The 18,199-nt window shown below is 47.3% G+C and carries 17 protein-coding genes; 11 read left to right on the top strand and 6 right to left on the bottom strand.

Annotated features, from left to right (window positions below):
- Positions 1-81: 81 nt before the first annotated feature.
- The 6 genes from AAA952_RS13210 to AAA952_RS13185 form a co-directional block, all read right to left on the bottom strand.
- On the bottom strand, positions 82-1,479 hold the full coding sequence (locus tag AAA952_RS13210) for an ATP-binding protein (RefSeq protein WP_338257635.1): 1,398 nt from the start codon (positions 1,477-1,479) through the stop codon (positions 82-84).
- Positions 1,480-1,563: 84 nt separating this feature from the next.
- Entirely contained in the window at positions 1,564-2,223 is a 660-nt protein-coding gene (locus AAA952_RS13205) for a response regulator transcription factor (RefSeq protein ID WP_028760171.1), read from the bottom strand.
- A 20-nt stretch (positions 2,224-2,243) separates the two neighbouring features.
- On the bottom strand, positions 2,244-3,152 hold the full coding sequence (locus tag AAA952_RS13200; RefSeq protein WP_338257633.1) for an FAD:protein FMN transferase: 909 nt from the start codon (positions 3,150-3,152) through the stop codon (positions 2,244-2,246).
- A 130-nt stretch (positions 3,153-3,282) separates the two neighbouring features.
- Complete coding sequence (locus AAA952_RS13195) at positions 3,283-4,602, bottom strand: DUF3570 domain-containing protein (protein ID WP_173496597.1); 1,320 nt, start codon at positions 4,600-4,602, stop codon at positions 3,283-3,285.
- Between the two features lie 151 nt (positions 4,603-4,753).
- Positions 4,754-4,972, bottom strand: a complete 219-nt coding sequence (locus AAA952_RS13190) for a DUF4266 domain-containing protein (protein ID WP_028760174.1) — start codon at positions 4,970-4,972, stop codon at positions 4,754-4,756.
- Positions 4,973-4,975: 3 nt separating this feature from the next.
- Positions 4,976-5,443, bottom strand: coding sequence for a TlpA disulfide reductase family protein (locus AAA952_RS13185; RefSeq protein WP_028760175.1), 468 nt, complete (start codon positions 5,441-5,443; stop codon positions 4,976-4,978).
- Positions 5,444-5,827: 384 nt separating this feature from the next.
- Here AAA952_RS13185 and hyaA point away from each other — a divergent pair, with 384 nt between their 5' ends.
- The 11 genes from hyaA to hypA all read left to right on the top strand — a co-directional run bounded on the left by hyaA (position 5,828) and on the right by hypA (position 18,126).
- Entirely contained in the window at positions 5,828-6,964 is a 1,137-nt protein-coding gene (gene hyaA, locus AAA952_RS13180; RefSeq protein WP_028760176.1) for a nickel-dependent hydrogenase small subunit, read from the top strand.
- A gap of 3 nt (positions 6,965-6,967) precedes the next feature.
- On the top strand, positions 6,968-8,671 hold the full coding sequence (gene hyaB / locus AAA952_RS13175; protein ID WP_105252282.1) for a nickel-dependent hydrogenase large subunit: 1,704 nt from the start codon (positions 6,968-6,970) through the stop codon (positions 8,669-8,671).
- A gap of 19 nt (positions 8,672-8,690) precedes the next feature.
- On the top strand, positions 8,691-9,365 hold the full coding sequence (cybH, locus tag AAA952_RS13170) for a Ni/Fe-hydrogenase, b-type cytochrome subunit (RefSeq protein WP_028760178.1): 675 nt from the start codon (positions 8,691-8,693) through the stop codon (positions 9,363-9,365).
- Positions 9,366-9,372: 7 nt separating this feature from the next.
- The gene (locus tag AAA952_RS13165) at positions 9,373-9,930 is read left to right on the top strand and encodes a HyaD/HybD family hydrogenase maturation endopeptidase (RefSeq protein WP_012587810.1); all 558 of its coding nucleotides are present in this window, start codon (positions 9,373-9,375) and stop codon (positions 9,928-9,930) included.
- A gap of 3 nt (positions 9,931-9,933) precedes the next feature.
- Positions 9,934-11,820, top strand: a complete 1,887-nt coding sequence (locus AAA952_RS13160) for a Kae1-like domain-containing protein (RefSeq protein ID WP_338257626.1) — start codon at positions 9,934-9,936, stop codon at positions 11,818-11,820.
- Between the two features lie 94 nt (positions 11,821-11,914).
- A complete protein-coding gene (hypF, locus tag AAA952_RS13155; RefSeq protein WP_338257624.1) occupies positions 11,915-14,332 on the top strand; it encodes a carbamoyltransferase HypF in 2,418 nt (805 codons plus the stop codon).
- 187 nt (positions 14,333-14,519) lie between these two features.
- Positions 14,520-15,287 carry a hydrogenase nickel incorporation protein HypB gene (gene hypB, locus AAA952_RS13150; protein ID WP_338257622.1) on the top strand — a complete coding sequence of 256 codons (768 nt, stop codon included), beginning with the start codon at positions 14,520-14,522 and terminating at the stop codon, positions 15,285-15,287.
- A gap of 29 nt (positions 15,288-15,316) precedes the next feature.
- Positions 15,317-15,562, top strand: coding sequence for a HypC/HybG/HupF family hydrogenase formation chaperone (locus AAA952_RS13145; protein WP_263205419.1), 246 nt, complete (start codon positions 15,317-15,319; stop codon positions 15,560-15,562).
- Between the two features lie 62 nt (positions 15,563-15,624).
- Complete coding sequence (gene hypD / locus AAA952_RS13140; RefSeq protein WP_263205421.1) at positions 15,625-16,764, top strand: hydrogenase formation protein HypD; 1,140 nt, start codon at positions 15,625-15,627, stop codon at positions 16,762-16,764.
- Positions 16,757-17,773, top strand: coding sequence for a hydrogenase expression/formation protein HypE (hypE, locus tag AAA952_RS13135; protein ID WP_219250505.1), 1,017 nt, complete (start codon positions 16,757-16,759; stop codon positions 17,771-17,773). The genes hypD and hypE overlap by 8 nt, the downstream gene beginning before the upstream one ends.
- Positions 17,773-18,126: a hydrogenase maturation nickel metallochaperone HypA gene (gene hypA / locus AAA952_RS13130; protein ID WP_212599835.1), complete on the top strand. Its 354-nt coding sequence runs from the start codon at positions 17,773-17,775 to the stop codon at positions 18,124-18,126. The genes hypE and hypA overlap by 1 nt, the downstream gene beginning before the upstream one ends.
- Positions 18,127-18,199 lie beyond the last annotated feature (73 nt).

Below are 18,199 nucleotides of genomic sequence, written 5' to 3'. Positions count from 1 at the left end.
TTTTACCCGCTTAAATGTATCAAAACAACTGAGCTGATGTCACTGAAACTGCGGATCTATTTTAACATTTCATTGCCTGAACTATTTTGGCAGAAAAAGTGTCACAGATAATCCACCTTGATCCCTAGGCGCAATCACTAAACGACCTTGGTGCAATTCTATGATGTGATAGCAGATAGACAAACCTAATCCCGCGCCTATGCCTTCATTTTCATTCACACGATAAAAACGTTCTGTCGCATTGGCAATCTGCGGCTCTGTCATGCCTTGGCCTCGATCCGCGACACAAATACCGATTTCATCATCCAAAGCATGGGCCGACACTGAAATTTCCGATTCCTGTGGGCTGTATTTACAGGCATTTTCGATAATATTCTTCAGTACAAGCAGCAAATAAAAACGATCACAGGTCACCGTTAGATTGGATGCGATATCGATATTCCATTCATAATCTGTGATTTGTGGCATTAATTGATTAAGCGCATCTTCGACCATAGGCAAAATGGCGTGGGATGACACATTAAGCTCATTAATCGAGTCCACCCTTGCTAATACGAGTAATTGTTCAACGGTATGACTCATGTGCACTACGCCAGCATCTATCGCAGCTAAATGGAAATTCTGCTGCGGATCATCATCAATCAGACTCTCTAAGCCATGTTGATGTAATTTAATCACAGATAATGGCGTTTTAAGCTCATGGGCCGCATCGGCGCTAAAACGACGCTCACGGGCGATAAATCGCGCGATACTATTGATATATAAGTTCAATGCGCGCCGAACAGGGACTAATTCTTTAGGCAATGACATAGTCAACGGGGTCAAATCGTTGGGTGCCCGTCCAATTAATTCTCTTTCAAAGGTTTTTAATGGCCGAAACAAGAGATAAAACAAGAAGCTAACAATAATTAATGTTAAAGGCACTACCATCAAGGGCACGATAACGGCATTATGCATGATTTGCGATACAAGCTCTTGGCGTACTTCATCCTGTTGAGCAGTGACAATCCAAACATGATTTTTAACCGAAAAAAAACTGAACACATGCCAGAGTTCTCCTTCGAACACTTTCTTATGATAACCCTGTACGAATCGACTGATAGGTTGATGACCAATATTATCCGATAAAACTAAGGCTTCACCCGCCTCACTCCAGATTTGAAACGCCAATTTATGCTCATAGGCCAGTTTCAGCGCATCGGCCTTTTCGGCAAAGGAACTGATCTGGCTATCGGGAACGTGGAGCACTTGGGGTATGACGAGATCCTGAGCTGTTGTATTGGGCTCAGTATGATAGAACAACTCCAACATTTTAGCAGTTTGGAGCATTTGCGCATCGAAGAGTTCTTCGATTTGATGCTTAGAATCCCGAGTACTCAACCAGCTAGACACAGCGACGGATACTGAAATACCTGACAAAATTAATAATGTCAGTACCAAACGCAGTGAATACACATCTAGCCCCTTTAATCGAATCACTTCTTTTTCCTAACGACTATGCTTCAAGTCATCACTGCATTATCAGTACCCACAAAAGTGGAGCTTGTCACTTAACTCTTCAAATTAATTTATTTCAATCAAGGTATAGCCTATTCCACGCACGGTTTTGATTAATTCATTGGCAAGTTTTTTGCGCAGATGGTGGATATGCACTTCTATTGAATTACTGCCGACTTCATCCCAGCCATAGGTTAACTGTTCTAACTGACTGCGGGTCAATACACGCCCTGCCGACTGAGCGAGTTCGAGCAGTAATTGAAATTCACGCCGTGAAAGCAGCACATTTTGATCGCGAAAGGTCACTTCACGGGTATTTAAATCGATACACAAAGCACCAATAATCAAACTGTTGTGATCGAGCCCATACTGACGCCTGACGATAGCACGAATGCGCGCGGCTAATTCACGCACATCAAAAGGTTTACCGAGATAATCATCGGCGCCCATGTCTAAACATTCAAGCTTAGTGTCAAAATCCGTATTAGCGGTCAGAACTATTGTGGGAATTGACACTCCCTGCTGGCGCCAAGCTTTAAGTAACTCTTTACCATTACCGTCAGGCAATCCCAGATCGAGCACTATGGCACTGAAGCTTTCATTTTTAACCCCCAGCAAAGCTTGCTGATAACTATTAAGGTGATCAACTTGCATACCCAGCTTTGCCAAACTCAAGCAAATCCCTTGGGCTAATAACTCATTGTCTTCAACCAACATAATACGCATTCAATGTCCTTAACTGAGCCCTAACGGAAAATACTGAACTTAACATCTTGTTGCTGTAAAAAATCTTCCGCGTCTCGCCCCTGCAGCATAGCCATAGTGGCGAGCATACCTGCAGTCACGCAGTTTGGCCCTAACACAGTCACAGAGCGCGGCGCATGGATAACGGGATAGCCAGTGCGTGGGTCGACAATATGGCCGTAACGCTTTCCATCGACTTCAAAAAATCGCCGCGTATCGCCACTGGTCGCTAATGCACCCTGACTAATCGCCAGTACACTCGCAGCGTGATCGAGGTGTCGTGGGTCTTCAATTCCCACTTGCCATGGCGTCACTTTGGACACGGGACAAGCGATATCACCGCCAAAATTCACTAACACTGGAATGTCTGGATAACATTCGGCTAACTCATAGGCGACTCTGTCGACCGCATATTCCTTAGCAACGCCACCAAAATCCAATTTCATTCCTGTTGGCATATCAATATGGCGCGAATCAAACTCGATGCGTTCAAATCCCACTAAGGCTTTCGCGGCAAGTATGCGACCATGTTCGGGCAATTGGGCTTTGGGATCAAAGCGCCACAGTTCCATTAACGGCCCAGCAGAAATATCAAAGAGTCCATCACTGAGCTGAAAACATTGTTTAGCAAAAGCTAATAACTGCCAGGTTTCTTCATCGATAAGCTGCTTATGACCATTGGCATGGTTTAATTGCCACAGACAATTCTGCGCGATAAAGCGACTGTACTTATGTTCGATACGCAGCGCCTCAGTGACAGCCATGTCCAACATATCGTCAGCAATATCGAGTTGATCACATGCGATGAGTATTTCACAGGGACTCGCCATGGCCCTAAATTCACCCACATAACCCCAATCACGTCGCTGCAACGAATAAGGTGCGGTCTTTAGGGACGATGTCGACATCATAAATCACCTCTTCACATGGCATCCCACTGGGATTCCGATTGAATAAGTTCAGGGGTAAATTGAGTATGGGTAGCTAAGCTACCCATACAGTTTAACGCCTTGCTATCTGAGCCAGTAGCATTATTTCGTATTAAAAAGAATAACTAAACTGTGCTGTAATTGCCTTCTGAGTCGGAAACAGATCGAAGTTTTGCAGCTCTCCAGGAATCGTAGCGCCGTTATTTTTCGGATCCTGTTGGTAATACTCTAAGCGATACGACATTTCATGACCGCCCGATAATCTATGGCCAAATTTAACCCCAATCGTATAAGCCGACATATCACCGATACGATAATCGGCACTGGCAAACTCAGGCAATGGCGTATCAGCCATCAAGAAAGGTTGATAGAAGTTAGCCGCCGTTTGTTGGTAATAACGTAGATGCAATTGACCGTAAAAATTGCCCGTAAAGTAATACCGATAATGGGTTTCTAAGGTATGCGATGTGAGGTCCCAGTCATCGGTATTATAACGATAGGAAAAATCCACCACACCCGCATCTAATGCGCCTTTGGTCATCACGTAAAAACTGTGCTTCAAGCGCGAATCAGGGCGGCTTTCATACAATAAATCCTGAGTAATGCCGTTGTTATCCACCACACTGAGCACCTTGTAGGGATCCGTTAAATAGCCATTGACACTCGACAAGCCGTAATTGGCTTGCAACAACCAGCGCTGACTAAGCACTTGGGTGATACCTAACATCACATCCGCGGTCTGCTTATTATCACTGCCACCTTGACGGGTCGCATCGAATGCGCTGCGATAAGCTTCCTCACTGGTGAAGTTATCGCGAATGACCATCGAAGATAAATCCACCGGACGACCGCCAACGGGGTCAACCACATCGAAACTATAAGCCGTACCTAAAAATAAAGTGGTGTTGTCTTTATTAAACCCTCGCTCAATTCCGGCATTGATGCCCATTGACATATAATCAAACTCTTTCGAGCCATATGCGCCAACATTGAGTTTCCAATCTGGTGTTAGCACTTCACTCCAACCGACATTGGCTTGTACGCGAGTATCGTGAAAGGTGTCATCTAACGGCGTTTCTCCCGCTGAAACATGATATTGACCATTACCAGATGGTCGAGTAAACGTTTGGCTGGTACTTTGGGCCACGGCGCCCGATGCTGAAGGCCCCGTTAGACTGTCAACCACGAGTTTGAGATCCAGCACACTGTCATCGCCAAAGGCTTTTTGCGCTGTGCCTATGGCTTCGATGGCTTGTACTCTATCTTGCTCACCGTAATACATTAACGCAGCATCGATCTTCCAGTCGTCAGCTTTTTTAGATAATTCAGTCGCATGGCCACTTGTTGCAAACAGTCCACAACTGGCTAATGCGAGAGCACCCGCTATCTGCTTCGATTGTCTTGTATTTATTGGGTTCTTTTTTTGGGTCATAACTGACAACACCTGTAGGTCACTTCAATCTATTCAATACCGCGGGATTTCGCCCCAGATTTTAGAACATCTGCTCGTCACATTTGTTTTAGTACGTCTGTTCATTACATCTGTGCGTTACATCTCAGGGCAAATAACACCAACGGAGAGTTTAGTTACAGCCACATCCGCCACCGGCAAATGCACGACCGCCGCTACTGCCTTCTTTACTAAAATAAATATGATCATCGAGTGCAAGGTCGAGCTTCTCACTGTCGAGCGCCATATCGCTGCGGGCCAACTGGCCTTTCTCCCACGGCTGCACTCCTAAACTTGAACATCCACTCAAACCTATGATGAGCGTTACTGCGACTAATGCGGGTTTAAGCATAAATTACTCCTTCAGTAAATTGACGAGTTCTTGCTCGTATTCAGCGGTTTTATCGGCATAAAAGCCAACATGATGCTGTACTAACTGACCTTGACGATTGAACATAAAACTGCTCGGCATGCCCAGCAAATCGAAACTGCGAGCGACATCACCTTCGGGGTTAAAACGCACTGAAAAATTGGCAGGGACTTGTTTTAAGAATTCCTGGGCTAACTCATTATCTGTATCTAAGTTGATTGCCACGACAGCTAATCCCTGATCTTGATACTTTTTTTGTATTTCATTCATCCAAGGAAACGATTTACGGCAAGGGCCACACCAGGATGCCCAAAAATCGACATAGACGACTTTGCCTTTAAACTCACTCAGGGAAACAGCTTGGTTTTGCGCGTTAAACACTTGATAGTCCAGCGATGGCGCGGCTTGTACGCCTGCGGCCAATAAACTGAGTAACAATAATATTTTCTTCATAGCATATTCCGCATTAACGATTACGTTCGAATCTATTAACTGAATCTTAAGGTTTTCTTAAACAAGCTTATATAAGTTTAATTAACCTGCTCGCCCAGACTCACCACGCGAATGAACCATAATCATCTGCATCGCCTTCATCACATGAGTGCTTATTAAGTGACCGATTTCATCCAAAATGGCAAATGTGAGACATTTTGTCCCATTAGAAAAAGTGAAATTAGATCTGTGTCATGTTAATTAAATGTCAAAATCAGTTCGGTCACATCTCTTAAAAATTCTTGATATACATCAATAATCTTTACACTCCAACGGCCTAAACTGGCACTGTCAATTATGTAAACCCTTACCAATTTACATTTAAATAACAAAAAAGGTTGACCCATGGACACACATGCAGCCCTATATGAACAGGGAAAGGCGCGCTTAGATGCGTTACGCCAATTCGCTCCCCGTCAACAACAATCGCTGATTGAAAAAATGCAACAGCACGGCATTAGTCGCCGTGATTTTATGAAGTGGAGTGCCATGGTGACGAGCATGCTCGCATTACCCCTCCCCTTTAGTAACTTAGTGGCCGAAGCTGCCGAATTAGCCGATCGTGTACCCTTAATCTGGTTACATATGGCCGAATGTACTGGCTGCTCCGAATCTTTAATTCGTACCGATACCCCCAATCTAGACTCACTGATTTTCGATCATATTTCCTTGGAATATCACGAAACCTTAATGGCTGCAGCGGGTTGGCAAGCCGAAGAAAACCTCGAACATGCACTCGAAACCTACAAGGGCCGCTATTTACTGGCCGTTGAAGGGGCGATTCCGACTGCAAATAACGGCAGTTTCTTAACTGTGGGTTGTAAAGGCCACACGGGTTTAGAAATCATCAAGCATGCTGCAGAAGGCGCCGCCGCGATTATCTCTGTTGGCACTTGTGCGGCGTTTGGTGGGGTGCAAGCCGCTTATCCAAACCCAACGGGGGCTAAAGGCGTGCATGAAGTGGTCAGTAAACCCGTGATTAACTTAGGCGGTTGCCCACCGAGTGAAAAGAACATAGTCGGCACTTTGATGTACTTCATCATGTTCGGAAAATTACCTGCACTGGATATGTTTAATAGACCTAAATGGGCTTACGGCGCACGGGTACACGATAACTGTGAACGCCGCGGCCGCTTCGATGCCGGTGAATTCGTTGAAGAATTTGGCGATCACGGTGCGAAAGAAGGTTACTGCCTTTATAAAGTCGGTTGTAAAGGTCCTTACACCTACAACAACTGCCCAACCGAGCGCTTTAACCATCACACTAGCTGGCCAGTACTCGCTGGACACGGTTGTATGGGTTGCTCAGAACCTAACTTCTGGGACGATATGGCTGACTTTGAAAAACCCCTTGGCCGTCAACTCCTCCATGGATTGGATGCGACCGCAGATACTATTGGTGCGGTGATTTTAGGCGCGACAGTGGTGGGCATTGGAGCCCATGCCGTTGCCAGTATTTTTGCCAAACCGCTGGAGGAATAACCCATGAGCAAGCGCGTTGTTATCGACCCTATCACACGTATCGAGGGTCACTTACGTATCGAAGTCGAAGTTGATGAAAATAACGTCATCAACAAGGCTTGGTCATCCTCCACACTTTGGCGCGGTATTGAAGTCATTCTCAAAGGCCGCACGCCTATGGATGTTGGCCTTATTGTGCAACGTATCTGTGGCGTATGTACCTATTCCCACTACCGCTGCGGTACTGAGGCGGTTGAAAATGCGTTAGGAATTCAAATTCCATTGAACGCGAGATACTTACGTTCATTAATGCAAACCTCTTTATACATGCACGACCATATTGTGCATTTCTACCATCTACACGGCTTAGATTGGGTTGATGTGGTTTCTGCACTGAGCGCCGATCCTGCTAAAGCGGCACAAGTTGCCCTGAAATACACAGACCATCCCATAGCGGCGGGTGAAGGTGATTTAAAAGCGGTACAAGAAAGAGTTAAAGGCTTTGTCGAAACGGGAAAATTAGGTCCATTTGCCAACGCTTATTGGGGTAACGGCACCTATAAATTTACCCCAGAGCAAAACCTTATCGCGCTATCTCACTACCTTAAAGCGCTTGAAGTACAACGAGTTGCGGCAGAAATGCTAGCCATTTTTGGTGGCAAATCACCACATCCACAATCCGTTGTTGTCGGTGGTGTGACTTCGGTGCGCGACATGCTCAGCCCTGCTCGCCTGCAGGAATGGAAGCAAAAACATGCGACCGTAACTGACTTTATTCTGCGTGCCTATCAAGCAGATATCGTGATGGCGGCCGAAGCCTTTGGTACTGAACCTAGCGTGTTGGGCGGGGTAAACGTGAAAAACTTCATGGCGACCGATGACTTTGTGTTAGCCAATGGCGAATACATGTTTAATCAAGGCGTGATCATGAATGGCGACCTTGCCGGCGTCAGTGATGTGAATCCAGATCTGATTGCCGAAGACGTCAGCCACGCTTGGTATAGCGCCGATGCACCGCAACATCCCTATGACGGTACAACGATTCCTAATTACACTGGTTTTGTTGAACGCGACACTGTCTACGGCAAATTGCCAACACTGGATGGTGATGGCAAATACTCATGGGTGAAATCTCCCCGCTATCAAGGTGAACCTGTCGAAGTGGGTCCACTCGCTTGCCTATTGGTGAGTTATGCCCGCGGTAACAAGGTGGTCGTGGATTCGGTTAATGCCCTGCTCGCTCGCACAGGTCTACCCGTAGCGGCTCTATTTACCACTTTAGGTCGCACTGCAGCCCGTATGTTGCAGACAGTCATCGTCGCCCAAGAAGGGTTAAAAACTTTTGATGCGCTGCTGACGAATATCCAGTCCGATGAATCTACCTATGTAAAACCTAATATTGATCCAAATAAAGAGTATGTAGGTCACGCCATGATCGAGGCGCCACGCGGCATGTTAAGCCACTGGATCCGCATTAAAAATGGAGTGATTGAGAACTATCAAGCCGTGGTACCGACGACCTGGAACGCAGGTCCTGTGGATGCCAACGGTAAAATGGGTCCCTATGAAGCCTCTTTAATTGGCTTGAAACTGGAAGATCCAACTAAGCCCCTTGAGGTGATACGTATTATTCACTCATTTGACCCTTGCATGGCGTGTTCTGTACACGTAATGGATTTCAAAGGCCAAGCATTGAGCGAGTTCCGTGTCAGTCCCAATGGTCAATAATCGAGGGAGGGAACGCAAAATGAACCATTCTGCAACCCGCATTCGGACACTGATTTTTAGTCCGGCAATACGGATTTTTCACTGGCTCAGGGCACTGTCAATTCTGGTGCTAGTGATCACCGGATTCTATATTGCTTGGCCGTTTCTGGTGGCGCCTGAAAGTACGGACGTACTCGTACAAGGCTGGATCCGCTTCGCTCATCTGATTTGCGGTTTTGTACTAACCGCAATCACCTTAGTCCGCTTCTACCTGTATTTTTTCAGCCGAAGCGACATTGAGCGGCGCTCATTTCGCGATGTCATGAGCGTAAAAAGCTGGATCACTCAGCTGAAATCTTACTTATGGATGGGGCACTTACATAAAGCCGGTGTCTATGGACCGCTGCAATTTGTGACTTATGTAGCAATCTCACTGGTCGCTCTTGTGATATGTATAACGGGTCTGGTGTTGTATGCCAATGTGTATCACCAAGGTTTAGGTGGCATGCTTTGGGGCAGCGCCGCTTGGATCACGGCACAAATGGGTGGGCTAGCACAAGTTAGGATTTGGCATCACTACCTCACTTGGGCATTTGTTATCTTTGTGGTTATCCACGTCTATATGGCGGTTTGGTCAGGGATACGCTTCAAACATAACTCAGTTGACTCGATTGTCTCTGGCTATGACTACCCAAAGCCAGACTCACACCACTAGGAGTCCAATGAAGATATTGCTACTCGGTATTGGCAATGTCCTGTACGCCGATGAAGGCATCGGCGTACATTTTGTCAATTATATAGCTGATAATTATCAGTTTACCCATGAGTCTCACCAGCTAACGCTGCTCGATGGCGGCACCTTGGCTCAGGGACTTATCCCTATTATTTGCCAATATGATTATTTAATCGTGGTCGATACTGTCAATGCCAATGGCGTAGAAGCGGGCGAGGTCTACTTCTTCGATTTTGATAAGGCTCCGAAGGAAATCGACTGGCAAGGCAGCGCCCATGAAGTCGAAATGCTGCAAACCCTCAATATGATGGAAATGGTTGGCGACAGACCTAAGACCTTTGTGCTGGGCGTCACCCCAACCGTGCTCGAACCTATGGTGCTGGGTTTGACCCCTAAAGTTGCCGCCGCAGTGCCGTTAATGGAATCAAGCTTGTTATCCCACTTAGCCTCCCTTGGGTTCACTGCGACGCGTATTGCCGATCACAGTATCGACTCGCTGATCCCTGACTCTTATAAACGCGGCGTTACTACTGGTGAAAGTATATAGAAAATGAAAAACATCAGATTCGATTTTACCTGTTCACGTCAGGTGCCTTTGTACGCGCATTTATGTAATCAATACCTAAATTACGATGCGCTGAACATCAGCATAGGCTGTGATGGCCTACATGACTTTGGTCAGCACAGTTACTTTATTGAAGCCCAGGGCGAGCAGACTCAACTCGAGCAACTGGCCGATGCCATTGCCGCGGACTTTTTGATTTCCGCTTGGTTGATTGACTCCGGCATTAAGGTCATCGACGAGCCCCAAGGCGGCAAAACCTTACTGCCCTACTCACAGTCTGGATCAAGTCCTGCCATCGCGTCTTTTTGCCAGCAATGTTATCCGCTGATTGGCGATAATCAGTCGGCGAAGTTTGGCGCGCTAGATTTAGCCTGCCCTTGCTGCAAGGGCGAAACACAATTAACGCCAGCGCAAAAAGCCTTAACCTTGTCAGATATAAAAGCCATGGCACAGGGGCTGCTGACACAAGGCCCACTGACATTAGCGGCCGCCGATGATCTGCAACTTAGTCTGACACCGTTTGCTCAGCCCTTAGGCGAGCGGCCACAACTGTTAATTTGTAATCCCAATACGCTGAACGCCCATTTCTGCCTGAACGATTCACAGGTGCTCGCGCTTTCCAGTATTGAAAAGCCACTTATCTGCGCCAGACCCATCCAAGAACACGACAAACTCAGTGCGCCACTGTACGACATTTGTTTTGCCTACAGCCGGGTGATTTTAGTACTCGCCGAAGTGTTGCGGCAAAAAGGGATCGATTGGGTTTACATTAAAGGGCCGCATAATAGGCCGAAGCTAGCGTGGGTCGATGGTGCTTGGGCACAAATCGCCAGTCACGATTTAAGCTCAACACAGGTTCAAACCAAGCACTTTATCGCTCCAGAACCCTTAAGGGAAAAAGTCAGTTTTCACGGTTATCAAGCCCAATGGCAAGCGGCGAAACGTTCACGATCGCACCAAGGCGAACTGAGTGTGGCAGTATTGACTCAAGTACCGTCAAGTGAAGACAGTGATATTCATTGCACCAGTATGCTAAGCGATAATAATCAAAATACAGTCAACACAGAAAATCACACCCTTGCAGACGCAGCGCTATTCAGTGCGCTGCTCAACGGTAAGTTTACCAGTCATAAACAGGCAAAAAATGCTGCGGTCATTTACTTAAGCCATACCCACGCCAGTCAAATTGTCACCTGCGATAATAAGGGCGACACTGAACTTTTCTTCGCCCTGCCCGAGCTGCCCGATAACGGTTACGAAATCTTCCATCAACTGGACAGCAGTCCACAAAAAGCCGTAGCGCAAAAATTTAAGAGCCTGTTTCCCGAAGATTACCTAAAACTTTTAAGCCTAAAGCTTCACGGCAGACGGGACAACTTACAAAGCCTGTGGGCGATTGCAGCCATATTAATTGGCCTCAATACCCAAGAAGAGACTCAAAGCCAAGCAAGGCTAAGCGATGCACTCATGGCCGCCGCCATGCGCTACCACGGTGCTAATGCACCGCGTATCGATTATCCGCTGACCAAAGGTGAAGCCCACCGCAGCCTAAATTGGTGTAAAACCTTAGGCACTGTCTTAAGTTTTCGTATTGCGGGTAATGACGATCCGAGTCAGCTCGCCTTTGCGATGCAAGACTCGCTGGCGGACTATTTATCTAACTGGATCGAGCATATCGATTTAAATATCGGCGTGCACAACATAGCCTTAGCGGGCAATGAATTAATCAATGAAACCCTGTGCAAACGCATCAGCTTACGCTTAGGCAAAAACTTCCCCTTAGTGGTCAATCGCAGCCTGGATTTAGACGGCGATAACTTAGCTGTTGGGGCACTTTACGTTAAGCAGCGCCAACTGAATGCCCATGATTAGGAGGCCAAAAGTTAAGTCACAACGTATGAAGCCACATAGGCACAATAGTCGCCACAAAAAGCACAGTGACCTGCAGATAAAACGAAGGCTGGCGTTGGAATACCTTGTCCACAAGGGAGCCACGTTAAAGCGTTGTCAGCTGCACGTCACTGGCATAGTACAAGGGGTGGGATTTCGCCCCTTTGTCTATCGTTATGCCCTTGAGTTTCAACTGACGGGCACTGTGCTCAACAATGCTAAGGGCGTGACCATTGAGCTGCAAGGTAATGATGAAAACCTCACTCGCTTTTTCACTGTACTCAATACCACTCCACCGCCACTCGCCCGTATCGACAATATAATCCAAACACCGCTGCCGATTTTGCTAAGCGAAACCACATTTGAAATTATAAAAAGCGACAGCCATGAGGACGATGACCCAAGTTCACCGATAGGTGCGCAGGTGGTAGTATCGGCGGATAAAAGTACCTGCCAAGATTGCTTAAACGACATGCATAATCCTGATGATCGCCACTTTGGCTATGCTTTTACCAACTGCACTAACTGTGGCCCTCGATACACGATTATCAATGCTTTACCCTATGATAGACACAACACCGCCATGGCCGATTTTGACATGTGTCCCGAGTGCGCCAAAGAATATCAAAACCCACTCGACCGCCGCTACCATGCCCAGCCCGTGAGCTGCCCCGCCTGTGGCCCCAGACTCAGTTTAAAAACACCGCAAGGGGAATACATCCTTCCCAGTTCCTCAAATGTCAGCACACCTGAATTGAGTACGGACCTTGCGGTACTGACAGCAGCGGCTGACAGATTACGCCAAGGGCAGATTCTGGCAATTAAAGGATTGGGTGGATTTCACTTAATCTGTGATGCCCGAAGTGACAATGCCGTCAACGCACTCCGGCTACGAAAACAGCGCCAAGTCAAGCCGCTAGCGGTGATGATGGCGGATATCACCATGGCGCAGCACTATGTCACAGGGACGGATGCTGAGTGGCAAGTGCTGAGTTCGCAGGAAAGGCCCATAGTGCTGATGAGCAGCCGAGCCGAACATGATCTCAGCTTAGCTGTCGCCCCCAATCTGAATAAACTCGGGGTATTTTTACCCTACACACCGCTACATCATTTGCTATTAGGTCTCTTCAAAGGGCCATTAGTTGCAACCAGCGCCAATGTTTCCGGTGAACCTATCATCACTGATTGTGATGAGCTTATTAGTCACTTAAGCCATGTGGTGGATGCGATAGTCGATCATAATCGGCCGATTATTAATGGCTGTGATGACAGTGTGGTGCAAGTGATCCAGCCGCAACTGGATTCCTCCGCAGAGGTGCAAGTATTGCGCCTCGCCCGCGGCTATGCACCGTTAAGTTTCCCCTTAGAGATACCGCTGACCCAATCGATTTTGGCCGTGGGCGCACAGCAAAAAAATGCCATCGCCTTAGGCTTTGGCAATAATGTGTTTTTAAGTCCCCATATTGGCGACCTGTTCAGTGTCAGCGCCGAGCAGTATTTTGAGCGCACCTTAGCCACTTTTGCTCGGTTGTATCACTTTACGCCAAATCTTATTATTCGCGATAAACACCCAGATTATGCCCCTTCGCGCTGGGCTGAAATGCACTCCAACTCAAGTGTACAACTCAGCGATTCCAGCCAAGCACAATGTTTATCGGTGCAACACCACCATGCCCATGTGCTCAGCGTGATGGCGATAAATCAATATCGAGATCCCGTATTGGGCTTTAGTTTTGACGGTACTGGGCTTGGGGAAGATGGCAGTTTATGGGGCGGTGAAGTGCTATTAACTACGCTCGATAAAGCGCAGCGACTGGCCCATTTTGAGCCCATAGCCCTGCTAGGCGGCGAGCAAGCCATTAAGCAACCCGTGAGGTTGTTACTGGCATTATTGTTCGAGCAAATGAGCCTCGATGCTGTGCTCGCATTACAATTACCTATATTAAACAACATGCGCCCAAACACTCTGGCTAACTTACATAAGATCTGGCAGAACGGCAGCGCGATAAAAACCTCCTCTGTCGGGCGACTGTTCGATGCCCTCGCCTGCGCCTTAGGTTTAATCGAAACCACACTGTTTGAAGGCCAAGCGGGCATGGCAATAGAAGCCGCGGCCAATCGCGCCGATGCATTAGCCCTTGAAGTCATTTCGCTTAACTTACCTCTTGACATCGACCAGTGGCGAAGCAGTGAGATGTTCAAGCAAATTGTTGAATTGATTACAGCACAACCGCTAACAGACAATAGATGCTATGCCATCGCCCGCGCCTTTTTACACACCTTAGGTGATGCTATTTGTGATTATGCTGCCCAGTATCAACACCTCCCAACCGTGCTCTGCGGTGGCGTATTTCAAAATAAATATCTATTGGAATACTGCCTGAGCAAGCTCAGCGCCCAAGGAAATAAAGTGTTATCCAGTAAACAGATACCCATCAATGATGGCGGCATCGCCCTAGGCCAACTTTGGTATGGCATTCATCAGAGTCAATAACCTTACTTATTTGATAACCCCTGATGTTCGCTCGCCATTTTTATCCCCATAAACCTGACGAACATCAAAGATCCGTAGCGCAATTTGTATCACACTCAACATTAGCGTAACCAAATTAACGATTCGTACATCAATCATTATTTGTCAGGCAAAGTCCTCGTACTCTGCCGATACAAGGAGAGGTAAAATGTGTAAAGACTGCGGCTGCTCCCTTACCCGCCACGACCATGATCATCTAGGCGCGCATGCCCATAGCCATGAGCATAATCATGACCATTCACATACTCATGAGCATAGCCATCAAGAGTTACACACAAATCCTCAGTTAAACGATAAAAAAACCTTGTCAGTCATCCACAAAATTTTAGATAAAAATGATGTCGAAGCAGGTCATAACCGCGCCCACTTTGAGGCACATAACATTACTGCCTTCAACATCATGAGTAGCCCGGGCAGTGGCAAAACCACCCTATTAGAAAATCTCAAAGAATACACGCAGCTCAACTATGCGGTGATCGAGGGCGACTTAGAAACCTCCCGCGATGCCGACCGCCTCATCGCTAAAGGCATTAAGGCCTATCAAATTCAAACGGGCAGCGCCTGTCACCTCGACGCCTTTATGGTGCACGGTGCCCTACATCATCTGCCGCTTGAAGGACTCGATATTTGCTTTGTCGAAAACGTCGGTAATCTCGTCTGCCCAGCCAGTTATGATGTGGGCACTCACAAAAATATCGTGCTGCTATCAGTGCCAGAAGGTGATGATAAGATTGAAAAATATCCTGTGATGTTCCGCCGCGCCGATGTAGTTTTTATCACTAAGTGCGATCTACTGCCCTATTTTGATTTCAAGCTAGACGAAGCCAGAGCGCAGCTTAAAAAACTCAATCCAGCAACTCAAATTATTGAAGTCTCAATTAAAGATGGCGACTCCATGCAGGCTGTAGCCGCTTGACTTAAAGACAACATTCGAGGTGCACAATAATGTGCTTGTCCATACCTTCCCAAGTGGTGGCGGTCGATATTGAGCGCCAGAGCGTCACCGTCGACACCTTAGGTGTGCGCCGCGATGTCAGCAGTCATTTAATGAATGAGCCACTGGAAATTGGCGACTATGTACTTATCCATATTGGTTTTGTGATGAACAAAATTGATAAGGAAGATGCGCAGCAAAGCATTGATCTATACGAAGAAATCGTCACTAAGCTTGAAAATGAAGCCATACACTGACCATCAGCAGTGCAGGATTAAGTCGCAAGGCGCACCCCTATCGAGTGCACCGAGGAAAAAGCATGCTTGAACTAAGACACCTCTATCAAGGCTTTCGCGATCCCCAAACGATTGCCAATTTAGCACGGGATATTCAGTTAACCGCTAAATTGGTTAAGCAACAAATCAATATCATGGAAGTCTGTGGTGGCCATACTCATACGATTATGAAATACGGCTTGCTAGATTTACTGCCGGATAATATTGAATTTATCCATGGTCCTGGCTGCCCAGTGTGCATTATGCCTAAAGAGCGCATCGACCAAGCCGCGGCGCTTGCCTCCCAAGAAAATGTTATTCTTGTGACCCTGGGCGATATGATCCGCGTGCCCGGTTCTCAAGGCTCTTTAGCCAGTTTTAGGGCCAAGGGCTGCGATATTCGCCCAATTTACGATCCCTTAGATACGCTCAAAATTGCCCGCGACAATCCCGATAAAACCGTAGTGTTCTTCGCCATTGGCTTTGAAACCTCAACCCCAATGACAGCAATTTTGTTACAACTGGCCGAACAAGAAAAACTCGAAAATCTACTATTTCATATCAATCATGTATTAGTGCCACCCGCAATTGATGCCGTGATGCACGATCCAAAAGCGAGGGTCAACGCCTTTATCGGCCCAGCCCATGTGAGCGTGATCAGTGGCGCAAAAATCTATCGCAGCACAGTCGAAAACTATGGCACGCCAGTGGTTGTCGCAGGATTTGAGCCCGTCGATGTGATGGAGTCGATTTTACGGATTGTGCGCCAAAAAGCCGCGGGCAAAGCTGAGCTCGATATCCAATACAGCCGTGCAGTATCGGAGGACGGCAACCTCACGGCGCAGGCCAAAGTAAATCAATTCTTCAATGTCAGACCGCAATTTCGCTGGCGTGGACTAGGCCCAATCCCCAATTCAGCGCTGCAGCTTAAACCCGAATATGCCCATAGAGACGCCGAACTGCGCTTTAAAGACCGCCTACCTGTGAAGGAAATTGACGATCATAAAGCCTGCCAGTGCGGCGATATACTTCGTGGGCTTGCTAAACCAAAGGACTGTAAAGTTTTTGGCCGCGGCTGCAATCCCGAAACGCCCTTAGGCAGTTGCATGGTCAGCTCCGAAGGTGCCTGCAATGCCTATTACCGCTATCAAGGTATCGATATCAAGGAGCCACATCATGGCTGATACGCTTAAAGATAAATCCATTCAACTCAGCCACGGCGGTGGCGGCAAAGAAATGAATAAACTGATCCGTGATCTGTTTTTTGCCGAGTTTGATAACCCAATCCTTCGCAGCGAAGAAGACGCTGCTAAACTCGATTTGCACGGTGCCAACGCCTTTACCACGGACTCTTTCACCGTATCCCCTTTATTTTTTGCCGGCGGTGATATCGGCAAGCTCGCCATCGCAGGCACAGTCAACGATCTCGCTATGATGGGCGCAGAACCTCAGTTTTTGAGTTGTAGTGTGATCATCGAAGAAGGCTTTTCTATCAAGGATTTAACGACGATTGTCCGCAGTATGGCGAAAGAATTAAAACACAGTGGTGCACGGATAGTCTGCGGCGACACTAAAGTCGTACCCAAGGGGTGCGCCGATGGTTTATTTATTAATACCTCAGGCATTGGTCGCATCTTGCGTCCCAATATTTCCTCGGCGAATGTCACCGTGGGCGATGCCATTATTGTCTCCCGTGATATTGGCTGCCACGGTGCAGCGATTTTAATGGCGCGTGAAGGACTCACGCTCGAATCTGCATTGCAAAGTGACTGCGCGACGCTCTGGCCCATAGTCGAGCAATTAATCGCCGCCAATATTCCCATTCATGCGATGCGCGATGCGACTCGCGGTGGCTTATCGGCAGTGCTCAACGAATGGGCCGTCGCCTCCAATGTCGGCATCACAGTGAATGAAGCCAGTATTCCCGTTAGCGATGAAGTCAAAGGTCTGTGCGAACTCTATGGTTTCGAAGCCATGGATCTTGCCAACGAAGGCACTTTCATCCTCGCCGTCCCCAACGACATCGCCTTAGGTGCGCTCGAGATCATGCAACGCTTTGGGCGCTGTGAGCATGCAGCGATTATCGGTACTGTGAGTGATGATTTAGTGGGGAAAGTCGTGCTAAGAACACCTTGGAATACTAAGCGTTATCTCGATCTTCCCCAAGGTGAACTGCTGCCAAGGATTTGCTGATGCACGAATATTCGATTGTGAGTGCCCTGATTGAGCAATGCGAACAGCACGCGCTGGCCAATCATGCCGATAAAATCACCCGAGTGGATATCAAGCTGGGCGTCATGAGCGGGGTTGAACCTAGCCTGCTACAAACCGCCTTCGATACCTTTAAGCTCGATGGGATTTGCAAAGAAGCCATACTCAATATGCAAATTCAGCCGCTAGTGATACTTTGCCAAGACTGCCAGACTGAATCCGTACTGAGTGAGCGCACGGTCGTCTGCCCTGCATGTCAAAGCTTTCGTACTCGCGTACTCGATGGCGAAGATATGTTACTGATGCAACTTGAGATGGAACAAGATGAAGATTAAATCCTGCATTGGTAACAGCACAGTCGATAAAGATCTCAATCAATAAAGAGTCCTATCAGCAAGAATATTCCTC

Origin of the sequence: Shewanella sp. M-Br, assembly GCF_036245925.1 — a bacterium.
Taxonomy (GTDB): Bacteria; Pseudomonadota; Gammaproteobacteria; order Enterobacterales; family Shewanellaceae; genus Shewanella; species Shewanella oncorhynchi.
This window is presented reverse-complemented; position numbering and strand designations above follow the sequence as displayed.